Raw genomic sequence first — 12,612 nt, forward strand, 5'->3', positions numbered from 1 at the left:
TTTTACGCATACATTTCCCGCACTAACGGGCAGGAGGAGTGTATGCGTGTAGCTTTTGATGGAAAGCGGGCAACCAATAATTTAACCGGACTCGGAAACTATAGTAGGTCGACTATCAAACTTCTGGTAGAAAAAAAGGTAGGGAACATTTATTTGGTTTATACCCCAAAAATTAAGCAAAATCCACGCATTGCGGCGTTTGTAAATATCGAGGGACTAGAAATAAAAACTCCAAAAACCAGTAATTTTCTTTGGAGGAGTTTTGGCATTTTAAAAGACCTCATTAACGACGGGGTAAACGTTTACCACGGTTTAAGTCAAGAACTTCCTTTCGCTATAAATCATTCTAAAATCAAAACGGTGGTAACCATTCACGATTTGATTTTCCTACGTTTTCCGAAATATTATAAATTTTTAGATCGCAAGATCTACACTTTTAAAAGTAAATATGCGTGTAAAAATGCCGACTCAATTATCGCTATAAGTGAAAAAACAAAAGCCGATATTATTGAGTTCTATGGGATAGCTGCCGATAAAATTAAGGTGGTTTACCAAACATGTGACGAAATTTTTAAAACGAAGTCTACAAATGAAGCATTAGATCAGATAACCCATAAATACAATCTGCCAACTAGGTATTTACTAATTGTGGGCACAATAGAGGAGCGAAAAAACTTACTAGTATTAGTAAAGGCGCTTTCTCGAGTAAAAGAAGCAATTAATTTAGTTGTTGTAGGGAAACAAACCAGTTACAAAAAATATGTATTGGCTGAAATAAAAAACCTCAATCTGCAATCGCGCATTTTATTTTTGGAAAACGTCTCTTTTGTCGATTTACCTGGCATCTACCAATCTGCTACCGCCTTTGTGTACCCGTCTAACTACGAAGGATTTGGAATTCCAATCATCGAGGCACTGTATTCAAAACTGCCGATAATTGCGGCAACAGGATCTTGTTTAGAAGAAGCGGGCGGACCAACTAGTTTGTATGTAGACCCGAAAGACGATAAAGCACTTGCACAGGCGATCGATCGTGTGTTAGATTCTCCATCCTTGCGAAATGATATGATTGAACAGGGATTGATTTATGCCTGCAAATTTGATGGCGATAAAAGTACAAATGAAATTATCGATACTTACATGGCATTAACGCATGAAAAATTAAGCTAAATACAGCAACATGCTACAAGATGAAATAAGGAAAAGCTTAGCCGTTATAAAATCTGGTGGGGTGATACTCTATCCTACTGATACAATATGGGGATTGGGATGCGATGCGACGGATGAAGCGGCTGTAATGCGCTTACTAAAAATAAAAAACCGTCCCCCCGAAAAGAGTTTAATCATTCTTTTAAATACTGATAATAAATTACAAAGTTACCTATCAGAAGTTCCTGAAGTGGCATATGATTTAATTGAGTTTGCAGAAAATCCATTAACAGTTATCTTTTCCGGCGCAAAAAATCTTGCTCCAAGTGTGATAAATTCGGATGGAAGCGTTGGGATTAGGATTGTAAAACACGAGTTTTGCTCAACCTTGTTAGATCGATTTCGTAAGCCAATTGTCTCTACCTCCGCAAATTTAAGCGGAAAAGCTTCGCCGCAATTCTTTGATGAGATTGATTCCGAATTAATAACTAAAGTAGATTATGTAGTGGATTTTGAGCGAGACAAACGAACTCGGACCAAACCTTCCACCATTATAAAACTTGGCACATCAGGACAATTTGAGTTTATTAGAAAATAACCACGTATGATAGATATACCCCAAACAGATGGGTTATAAATGTTCAACTAAATCAGCTAAAAGCTATATATCTGATCTACCGTATGTTAACCTTAAACGAAAAAATGGAAAAATTTCCAAATTTGAGCGCTCATCTCCGACATCCAATTTTTAAGTTGCTGGCGATTGTAGCAGACGAGCTTAAAATAGAAGCATACGTGGTTGGTGGGTTTGTTAGAGACCTTTTATTAGAACGACCATCAAAAGACATTGATGTGGTGGTGGTTGGTAGTGGGATTTCGTTTGCACAAATTGTTGGGAAAAAATTAAACGAACAGGTTTCTATATTTAAGAATTTCGGAACAGCTAATTTAAAACATCAAGGATTAGAAATCGAATTTGTTGGCGCAAGGAGAGAGTCTTACCGTTCTGAATCTCGGAAGCCGATTGTGGAAGATGGCACCTTGGCAGATGACCAGTTGCGGAGGGATTTTACCATCAATGCAATGGCGATTCAACTTAATTCGATACAGTTTGGCAAAATGCTCGATCCGTTTGGCGGCATCGAAGATTTGGACATACAACTTATTAGAACACCGGTAGATCCGAAAATAACATTTTCGGACGATCCATTGAGGATGCTGAGGGCAATACGATTTGCCACCCAATTAAATTTTAAAATAGATCCGTTGGCAATTGCCGCAATAAAAGAAAAAAAAGGAAGAATAAAAATTATTTCACAAGAACGCATTACGGATGAATTAAATAAAATCATCGCTTCCCCCACCCCTTCAATTGGATTTAAATTATTATTTGACACCGGTTTATTGGAACTTATATTTCCTCAAATGGCAAACCTGTTCGGCGTAGAATACATTGCAGGAAGGGGGCATAAAGATAATTTTTACCACACTTTAGAAGTATTAGACAATATTTGTACCGTTACTGACGATCTCTGGCTGAGGTGGGCGGCAATTTTACACGACATCGCGAAGCCAGCTACCAAACGCTTTGAACCAAATCACGGGTGGACTTTTCATGGCCACGAAGATCGCGGAGCACGAATGGTTCCGAAAATTTTTGCAGAATTAAAACTTCCTCAGAATGAGAAAATGAAGTATGTGCAGAAATTAGTAATGTTACACCTAAGACCGATCGTTTTGGCGCAGGAAACGGTTACAGATTCTGCTGTAAGGCGGCTTTTGTTTGATGCCGGCGAGGAGATAGATAGTTTAATGATGCTCTGTAATGCTGACGTAACTACAAAAAACGAGTACAAAAAGACAAAATATCGCAAAAATTTTGAATTGGTGATTCAGAAATTAAAGGATGTAGAAGAACGCGATCAGTTGAGGAATTGGCAGCCTCCAATAACGGGTCAAGATATTATGGAAACTTTTAAACTTAAACCTGGAATTGCCGTTGGAAAAATTAAAAATGCCATTCGAGAGGCCATATTAGAAGGGCAAATTAAAAATAACTTCGTCGAAGCGCAAAAATTTATGATGGATTATGCAAAAAAAATAGACCTCAGCGCTGAGGATAAATAAGAGTACTTAAACGCACCGATTGAATTAATTTGCTAATCGGACATTGTGCTTTTTGCAATGCAGGAAATTAACTTTAATTTTACAAGTTGAAAATATACAAATGGCAATTTATAAATTTAAAATCACCTTCGAAGATTTCGATGACGTAGTACAAGAGATTGATATTAAATCTAATCAAACCTTCCTTGATCTACACCGCGCAATTCACAAAACTACAGGCTACGATGCAGAAAAGTCATCTTCCTTTTATGTTAGCGCGGATAACTGGCTCAAAGGAGACGAAATTGCCTACTTGCCAAATGATCGGAAAAAAGATCGGGTGGTACTTATGGAAAATTCAAAACTAAGCGGTTTTATTGAAGACCCACATCAAAAATTTTATTACGTCTACAACTTCGACAGGTCATATGAGTTTCACGTAGAGCTTATTAAGATAATTTTAGAATCGAACCCAAACATACAGTATCCTTATTTAGCTAAAAGTGTAGGTATAGCGCCTAAAATGGTCGTACAAAATAGTCCGACGGCGGTTGATCCCAGAGAAAAAACGCCTTCAGAATTTGACTTTTTAAATGAAATGGATTTCGTTCCAGATGACGCCGATGAGATGGAGGCAATGGGTGGGCTTGGCATTAATGAAGAGGAAAAGGATGAAAACGATGAGGAGGAAAGTCAAGACGAATTTGGCGGCGATGATGAAGCATATGAAGAAGAAGAAAAAGATTTTTAATCTTCTCAATCGTTGAGAAATAGTTTTAAACCGCTAGCATAAAATAAGCTAGCGGTTTTTTTTAAAAGTATGAAGCAACCTAAAACACTAATCGCTATTTTAGGCCCAACGGCTATTGGAAAAACAAGCTTGGGAATAAGAATTGCAAGACATTTTAACACCGAAATCATTTCTGCAGATTCTCGCCAATTTTATAGGGAAATGTCTATTGGCACGGCAAAACCTAGTAAAACAGAACTTGAGCAAGTAATACATCATTTCATTAACTCGAACTCGGTTACTGAACTGTTTAATATTGGAGATTTTGAAAATGAAGCCTTGAAAGTTTTAGATAAGATTTTCGAAACTGAAGACGTCGCAATACTCGTTGGCGGATCAGGAATGTACGTAAATGCCTTATTAAATGGGCTGGATGAAATGCCAGAGATAGACTTAACAGTTAGAGCACAGTTAAATCTCCAATTAATAAATGAGGGAATTGAGTCTATTAAAATTCAATTGAAAGAGGTCGATCCAGAATATTTTTCGCAGGTAGACCAATTTAATCCCCAAAGAATGATAAGAGGACTGGAAGTTTTTCATTCTACGGGGGAAAAATTATCCTTTTTCCGTTCTAAAAAGAAAAAGCTGCGCTACTTTAATGTTGTAAAAATAGGGTTGAATACAGAGAGAGAAAAACTCTACCGCCAGATTAATTTAAGAGTTGATGAAATGATGGCATCTGGTTTATTGCAAGAAGTCACTTTTTTAAAAGCATTTCGGAATTTAAATGCACTAAAGACGGTTGGTTATAATGAGCTTTTTGAATACTTGGATGACAAGATTTCGTTGGAAGCGGCAGTAAACTCAATCAAACAAAACACCAGACGCTTTGCAAAAAGGCAACTTACTTGGTTTAGAAAAGATGAGCAAATCTGCTGGTTTGAACCCGGAAACGAGTCAAAAATACTTGATTTTATAGATTCCCGACTCAAAGAACCCAATTACGCCTGAGCCGTTGGCCCTCCAAATCCCATAGGAAATGGTTGTTCTTCTTGTACTTTGATTTTTCCATTTGCAGACTCAAACTTACTAATGTTATCTTCCAATGCTTCGGCAAGTCGTTTTGCGTGAGCGGGGGTTAAGATAATTCTAGACTTTACTTTTGCTTTTGGAATACCGGGCATCACTCTAATAAAATCTAGAATAAATTCAGTATTAGAGTGCGTAATAATTGCAAGGTTCGAGAAAATTCCTTCTGCTACTTCCTCGGATAATTCTATATTTAGTTGATTCTCTTCTTGACCGTTACTTTCCATAAACAAAAATAACAAAAAAAAGCCCTCAACATGGAATGTTGAGGGCTAAACTTTTAGAATAATATTGCTTAAGCTTCTACTTCTTCTTCTTTTTTAGATGCTAGGAGCTTATCGTATTCGTCTTGAGAACCAACAATAATACGCTCATAACCTCTAACTCCAGTTCCAGAAGGAATTAAGTGCCCAACAATTACGTTTTCTTTCAATCCAAGCATATTATCACGCTTACCAGCAATCGCTGCTTCGTTTAACACTTTTGTTGTTTCTTGGAAAGATGCTGCAGAAATAAATGATTTGGTACCCAATGAAGCACGTGTTATACCTTGCAAAATAGAACTTGCAGTGGCAGGTTTTGCATCTCTAACTTTAATCTGTTTCAAATCTTGACGTTTCAATTGAGAATTTGCGTCTCTTAAGTTACGTAAAGAAATGATCTGGCCAGCTTTAACTTCTGTCGAGTCTCCAGGATCTTCTACCACCTTTTTGTCATACATCAAATCATTCTCATCTCCGAAATCCCAACGATCAACGGCGTTATTTTCTAAGAAAATAGTATCACCAGGATCTTCGATATGAACTTTTTGCATCATTTGATGAACAATTACCTCAAAATGCTTATCGTTAATCTTCACACCCTGTAAACGGTAAACCTCTTGAATACCATTTACCAAATACTCTTGCACTGCTGCCGGACCTTTGATTTTTAAGATGTCTGCAGGGGAAATTGATCCATCAGATAAAGGCATACCAGCCTTCACGAAATCATTGTCTTGTACCAAAATGTGTTTCGACAAAGGCACAAGATATTTTTTTATTTCTCCGTCTTTAGATTCTATCGTAATCTCACGATTACCACGTTTAACTCCTCCAAGGGTTACTACACCATCAATTTCTGTTACTACCGCAGGATTAGAAGGGTTACGCGCCTCAAACAATTCAGTTACACGAGGTAAACCACCTGTAATATCTCGGGTCTTCCCAGTTGCTCTTGGTATTTTAGCAATAATTCTTCCAGTCTGAATGGTATCACCCTCATCTACAGAAACGTGTGCACCTACCGGAATGTTATAACCTTTAACTATCTCCCCTTTTTTGTCCAAAATTTGAACCGATGGATTTTTAGTCTTATCACGAGTGTCGATAATCACCTTTTCACGGTGACCAGTCTGCTCATCAGATTCCTCACGGAAAGTTACCCCTTCAATAACGGCATCGAAGCCAATTTTTCCGGCAAACTCTGAAATAATAACGGCATTGTATGGATCCCAAGAACAAATTTTATCTCCCTTTGAAAGCTTATCTCCTTCTTTTACGAATAAAAATGCACCATAAGGAACGTTATTTGTTACAATCACGCGACCTGTTCCAGCCTCGATAATTTTAAATTCCCCAGATCTACCAAGCACAATTTGTACAATACCATCGTCAGTTTGCGTGTCGACCGTACGGATATTTTCAAATTCGATTACACCATCAAACTTCGCCACTATGTTAGATTCTGCAGCAATGTTAGATGCAGTACCACCCACGTGGAAAGTACGTAAAGTTAACTGTGTTCCTGGCTCTCCGATAGACTGGGCAGCAATAACACCAACTGCCTCACCAATTTGAACTTCCTTACCAGAAGCCAAATTACGTCCATAACATAGACCACAAACACCACGTTTTGCTTCGCAGGTTAATACCGAACGAATTTCAATTCCTTCTAAAGGAGATTCTTCAATCGTTTTACCAATTTCTTCAGTAATCTGAGCTCCGGCGGTAACCAATAAACTGTTGTCTAAAGGATTGTACACATCGTGTAAAGAAGTACGACCTAAAATCCTATCGTACAAAGACTCAACAATATCTTCTTGATCTTTCAGAGCAGTGGTGTACATACCTCTCAGCGTACCACAATCTTGATCATTTACGATCATATCCTGCGCGACGTCATGCAATCTACGTGTTAAGTAACCCGCATCTGCAGTCTTTAACGCTGTATCTGCCAAACCTTTACGCGCACCGTGGGTAGAAATAAAATATTCTAATACGGATAAACCCTCTTTAAAGTTAGATAAAATTGGATTTTCAATAATGTCCCCACCAGAACCAGATTTTTGTGGCTTAGCCATTAATCCACGCATTCCACAAAGCTGACGAATCTGCTCTTTTGAACCACGTGCGCCAGAATCAAGCATCATATAAACCGAGTTGAAACCCTGGTTATCATTTGAAAGTTGGCTCATTACATAAGTAGTAAGCCTATTATTTATACGAGTCCAGATATCAATAATTTGGTTGTAGCGTTCGTTATTGGTAATGAAACCCATGTTATAGTTGTTTCTTACCTCTTCAACCTCGCCTGCAGCCTGTTCCAACAACATGTGTTTCTCCACCGGAATATTAACATCCTGCAGATTAAACGACAAACCACCTTGGAAAGCCATTCTAAATCCTAATTCTTTAATATCATCTAAGAAGTGGGATGCACGTGCCATACCAGTCATTTTAACAACTTCGCCAATAATATCTCTAAGAGATTTCTTAGTTAAAAGTTCGTTAATGTAACCTAATTCCTCAGGCACAAGTTGATTAAATAATACTCTACCAACCGTTGTGTCAGTTAACTGATTTATGAGCGAGCCATCATTCTGCTTCACATTTACCCTAACCTTAATAAAGGCGTGCAAATCTAATTTCTTTTCGTTGTAAGCAATAATTACTTCTTCTGGAGAATAGAAAATTAAATCTTGACCTTTAACCACGCCACTTTCATCTGTTTTACGGCCTTTAGTAATGTAATAAAGACCCAAAACCATATCCTGAGATGGTACCGTAATTGGAGTGCCATTTGCAGGGTTCAAAATATTATGCGCTGCCAACATCAAAACTTGGGCTTCCAAAATTGCAGCATTACCTAACGGTAAGTGAACTGCCATTTGGTCACCATCAAAATCGGCGTTAAACGCTGTACAAACTAATGGGTGAAGTTGTATTGCTTTTCCTTCAATTAATTTTGGTTGGAAAGCCTGGATACCCAATCTGTGCAACGTAGGTGCACGATTTAACAATACTGGGTGCCCTTTCAATACATTTTCTAGAATGTCCCAAACCAATGGATCTTTTCTATCCACAATTTTCTTCGCAGATTTTACCGTTTTTACAATACCACGCTCAATCATTTTGCGGATGATAAATGGTTTGTAAAGCTCTGCTGCCATATCTTTAGGGATACCACACTCGTGTAATTTTAGGCTAGGCCCAACAACAATTACCGAACGAGCAGAATAATCCACACGCTTTCCAAGTAGATTCTGACGGAAACGACCTTGCTTACCTTTCAAAATATCTGAAAGAGATTTTAAAGCACGATTGCCTTCAGTTTTTACCGCATTTACTTTCCTTGAGTTATCAAATAAGGAATCGACTGCTTCTTGAAGCATACGCTTTTCGTTACGCAAAATAACTTCAGGAGCTTTAATCTCTATCAAACGCTTTAAACGATTGTTACGAATAATTACACGACGATAAAGATCATTTAAATCAGAAGTTGCAAAACGACCACCTTCTAAAGGGACTAACGGGCGCAGCTCTGGTGGAATAACCGGAACAATCTTTATAATCATCCATTCTGGGCGATTCTCAATACGTGTATTTGCACCACGGAAAGCCTCAACCACTTGAAGACGTTTTAAAGCCTCATTTTTACGTTGTTGAGAGGTTTCGTTTGCTGCTTGATGACGTAAATCGTAAGACAACTGATCTAAATCAATTCGTTTCAACAATTCCTCTAATGCTTCAGCACCCATTTTGGCGATGAATTTATTGGGATCTTTGTCGTCTAGATATTGATTTTCTTTAGGTAGTTTATCCAACAAATCTAAATATTCCTCCTCGGTTAGGAAATCCATGCGATTAATACCCTCTTCGGCCATTAACCCCGCTTGAATAACTACATAACGCTCGTAATAAATGATTAAATCTAGTTTTTTAGTTGGTAGACCTAATAAGTAACCGATTTTATTTGGTAAAGAACGAAAATACCAAATGTGCGCTACAGGAACCACCAATGCAATGTGTCCCATACGCTCACGACGTACTTTCTTTTCGGTTACCTCTACTCCGCATCGATCGCAAACAATGCCTTTATAGCGAATGCGTTTGTACTTACCGCAATGACATTCGTAATCTTTAACCGGGCCAAAAATACGCTCGCAAAACAAACCATCACGTTCCGGTTTGTAAGTACGATAATTAATAGTTTCAGGCTTTAAAACTTCACCACTAGAACGTTCCAAAATAATTTCTGGAGACGATAAACTTATAGTAATCGAGGTGAAATTGCTTTTTAATTTATTATCCTTTTTGTAAGACATATTCTTTTTTAAGGTTAAAGGCTGAAGGCGGAAGGTGGAAGGTGTAGGGCATTTACCCTCAACCTTCTACCTTTTTACCTTCTACCTTAATTAGTCTAATGTAATATCCAAACCTAATCCACGTAACTCGTGTACCAAAACATTAAATGATTCTGGTATGCCCGGTGTTGGTAGGTTCTCACCTTTAACAATGGCTTCGTAGGTTTTCGCTCTTCCGATTACATCATCCGATTTAACGGTTAATATTTCTTGAAGAATATTAGCTGCACCAAATGCCTCTAATGCCCAAACCTCCATCTCACCGAAACGCTGACCACCAAATTGTGCTTTACCACCCAATGGCTGTTGCGTAATTAATGAGTACGGCCCGATAGAACGTGCGTGCATCTTATCATCAACCATGTGACCTAATTTAAGCATGTAAATTATGCCAACTGTGGTCGTTTGATCAAATCGATCGCCAGTTAAACCATTGTACAAATAAGTTTTTCCAGAAGAAGGAACTCCAGCTTTTGCTACCCATTCCTCAACCTCATCGTGCGTAGCACCATCAAAAATAGGTGTAGCAAACTTCACGCCCAATTCTTTACCAGCCCAGCCTAAGACAGTCTCGTAAATTTGGCCAAGGTTCATACGAGATGGAACACCTAAAGGGTTAAGTACAATATCAACCGGCGTACCATCAGCCAAGAAAGGCATATCTTCATCGCGCACAATACGCGCAACAATACCTTTATTACCATGGCGACCAGCCATCTTATCTCCAACCTTTAACTTACGTTTTTTAGCAACGTAAACTTTTGCCATCTGTACAATTCCAGATGGAAGTTCATCTCCAACGCTAATGGCAAACTTATCTCTTTTGTAAGAACCAAGCTCTTCGTTTACACGAATGCTATAGTTGTGCAACAAAAGTTTAATCATCTCATTTTTATCCTCGTCAGTGGTCCATTTGTTCGGGCTGATGTGGGTAAATTCTAGGTCAATTAAAATTTTCTGCGTAAACTTAACACCTTTGGCAATTAACAATTCTTTATAAATGTTAAACACCCCCTGAGATGTTTTTCCATTTACAATGGTAAAAAGTTTATCAACCAAATCTGCTTTAAGCTTTTCGGTAATGTTGTTGTAGCTCTTATCTAATTTTTCAATGGCAACTTTCTCCTCTGCTTTAGTCGTTTTCTTAGCACGACTAAACAACTTGGTATCTATTACCACCCCACGAATTGATGGTGGAGTTTTTAAAGACGCATCTTTCACATCACCTGCTTTATCACCAAAAATAGCACGAAGCAGTTTTTCTTCTGGTGACGGATCAGATTCTCCTTTTGGCGTAATTTTACCAATTAGAATGTCGCCTTCCTTCACTTCTGCACCAACACGGATAATTCCATGCTCATCCAAATCTTTGGTTGCTTCTTCTGATACGTTTGGAATGTCTGGTGTAAGTTCTTCTTCACCTCGTTTAGTGTCACGAACTTCCAATTCAAACTCTTCGATGTGTAACGAAGTGAAAATGTCATCTCTAACAATCCTTTCGTTAATTACAATCGCATCCTCAAAGTTGAAACCTTGCCAAGGCATAAATGCTACCTTCAGGTTTCTACCCAAAGCCAATTCACCGTTTTCAGTCGCATAACCTTCGCAAAGCACCTGTCCTTTAACAACCTTTTGTCCTTTTCTAACAATTGGCTTTAAATTGATACAAGTATTCTGATTCGTTTTCTTGAATTTAATTAAACGATAAGTTCTGCTATCGCCCTCAAAAGAAACCAAACGATCATCTTCGTTTTGCTCGTATTTAATGGTAATTTGATTGGCGTCAACATATTCTACTACGCCGTCTCCTTCTGCATTAATCAAAGTTCTAGAATCTCTAGCCACACGGCCTTCTAATCCTGTTCCCACAATTGGTGCTTCTGGGCGCAATAAAGGCACCGCTTGGCGCTGCATGTTTGATCCCATCAAAGCCCTGTTTGCATCATCATGTTCCAAGAAAGGAATTAAAGACGCTGCGATAGAGGTAATTTGATTAGGCGCAATGTCCATCAAATCAAGTTTCTCTGGCTCAATAATAGGAAAATCACCTTCGTAACGTGCTTTAACACGTGGCGTAGAGAAAACGCCCTTATCGTTATATTCTGCATTTGCCTGAGCGATGGTTTTTCCATCCTCATCTTCAGCAGAAAGATAAATTACGTCAGAATCTACCACAACCCTACCATTCTCTACGCGTTTGTAGGGAGTTTCGATAAAGCCTAGGCTATTAATCTTTGCATGTACGCAAAGGGAAGAAATTAAACCAATATTAGGTCCTTCCGGTGTTTCGATGGTACATAACCTACCATAGTGGGTATAATGTACATCTCGAACCTCGAAACCGGCACGTTCTCTTGATAAACCGCCTGGGCCTAAGGCCGATAAACGGCGCTTATGCGTAATCTCTGCCAATGGATTTGTTTGATCCATAAACTGAGAAAGCTGGTTGGTACCAAAAAACGAGTTAATCACCGATGACAATGTACGGGCGTTAATTAGGTCTGTCGGGGTGAAAACCTCGTTGTCTCTAATGTTCATACGCTCACGGATTGTTCTAGCCATACGGGCCAAACCAACACCAAACTGCGCATATAACTGTTCGCCAACAGTACGTACCCTACGGTTAGACAAGTGATCAATGTCATCAACTTCTTCTTTAGAGTTGATCAACTTGATTAGATATTTAACGATAGCGATAATGTCTGCCTTGGTCAATACTTTCACATCCTCTGGCGTATCCATCTTTAGTTTCCTGTTGATGCGGTAACGACCAACATCGCCAAGATCATAACGCTTATCAGAGAAAAACAAACGGTCGATAATACCCCTTGCCGTTTCTTCATCAGGTGGTTCTGCGTTACGCAATGCACGATAGATGTTTTCTACAGCTTCTTTTTCTGAATTGGCCGTA

8 protein-coding genes are annotated in these 12,612 nt (G+C 38.6%); 5 read left to right on the forward strand and 3 right to left on the reverse strand.

The annotated features are described in order from the left end of the window. Nucleotides 1-42: 42 nt before the first annotated feature. From ACVWYG_RS12705 to miaA, 5 genes are all read left to right on the forward strand, one after another. Nucleotides 43-1,170 carry a glycosyltransferase family 4 protein gene (locus tag ACVWYG_RS12705; RefSeq protein ID WP_457270601.1) on the forward strand — a complete coding sequence of 376 codons (1,128 nt, stop codon included), beginning with the start codon at nt 43-45 and terminating at the stop codon, nt 1,168-1,170. A 10-nt stretch (nt 1,171-1,180) separates the two neighbouring features. Beyond that, nucleotides 1,181-1,747, forward strand: a complete 567-nt coding sequence (locus tag ACVWYG_RS12710; RefSeq protein WP_457270602.1) for an L-threonylcarbamoyladenylate synthase — start codon at nt 1,181-1,183, stop codon at nt 1,745-1,747. A gap of 122 nt (nt 1,748-1,869) precedes the next feature. Further along, the gene (locus ACVWYG_RS12715; protein WP_457270611.1) at nt 1,870-3,276 is read left to right on the forward strand and encodes a CCA tRNA nucleotidyltransferase; all 1,407 of its coding nucleotides are present in this window, start codon (nt 1,870-1,872) and stop codon (nt 3,274-3,276) included. A 100-nt stretch (nt 3,277-3,376) separates the two neighbouring features. Next, nucleotides 3,377-4,006, forward strand: coding sequence for an IS1096 element passenger TnpR family protein (locus ACVWYG_RS12720; protein WP_457270603.1), 630 nt, complete (start codon nt 3,377-3,379; stop codon nt 4,004-4,006). A 69-nt stretch (nt 4,007-4,075) separates the two neighbouring features. After that, a complete protein-coding gene (gene miaA / locus ACVWYG_RS12725) occupies nt 4,076-4,999 on the forward strand; it encodes a tRNA (adenosine(37)-N6)-dimethylallyltransferase MiaA (protein WP_457270604.1) in 924 nt (307 codons plus the stop codon). On the opposite strand, the gene ACVWYG_RS12730 is transcribed toward miaA, so the two are convergent. The 3 genes from ACVWYG_RS12730 to rpoB form a co-directional block, all read right to left on the reverse strand. Continuing rightward, on the reverse strand, nt 4,990-5,304 hold the full coding sequence (locus tag ACVWYG_RS12730; RefSeq protein ID WP_457270605.1) for a DUF3467 domain-containing protein: 315 nt from the start codon (nt 5,302-5,304) through the stop codon (nt 4,990-4,992). The genes miaA and ACVWYG_RS12730 overlap by 10 nt on opposite strands. Nucleotides 5,305-5,372: 68 nt before the next feature. Further along, entirely contained in the window at nt 5,373-9,662 is a 4,290-nt protein-coding gene (gene rpoC / locus ACVWYG_RS12735; protein WP_457270606.1) for a DNA-directed RNA polymerase subunit beta', read from the reverse strand. A 90-nt stretch (nt 9,663-9,752) separates the two neighbouring features. Next, nucleotides 9,753-12,612, reverse strand: a 2,860-nt coding sequence (gene rpoB, locus ACVWYG_RS12740) for a DNA-directed RNA polymerase subunit beta (RefSeq protein WP_457270607.1), incomplete at its 5' end; no start/stop codon positions are given.

The sequence above is a fragment of the Pedobacter sp. UYEF25 genome (assembly GCF_054061655.1).

Bases quoted from the DNA above. Each gene is read 5' to 3' on its own strand.
- miaA (WP_457270604.1), top strand. From the start codon at position 4,076: ATGAAGCAACCTAAAACACTAATCGCTATTTTAGGCCCAACGGCTATT.
- rpoC (WP_457270606.1), bottom strand. From the start codon at position 9,662: ATGTCTTACAAAAAGGATAATAAATTAAAAAGCAATTTCACCTCGATT.
- ACVWYG_RS12705 (WP_457270601.1), top strand. From the start codon at position 43: ATGCGTGTAGCTTTTGATGGAAAGCGGGCAACCAATAATTTAACCGGA.
- ACVWYG_RS12710 (WP_457270602.1), top strand. From the start codon at position 1,181: ATGCTACAAGATGAAATAAGGAAAAGCTTAGCCGTTATAAAATCTGGT.
- ACVWYG_RS12730 (WP_457270605.1), bottom strand. From the start codon at position 5,304: ATGGAAAGTAACGGTCAAGAAGAGAATCAACTAAATATAGAATTATCC.
- ACVWYG_RS12720 (WP_457270603.1), top strand. From the start codon at position 3,377: ATGGCAATTTATAAATTTAAAATCACCTTCGAAGATTTCGATGACGTA.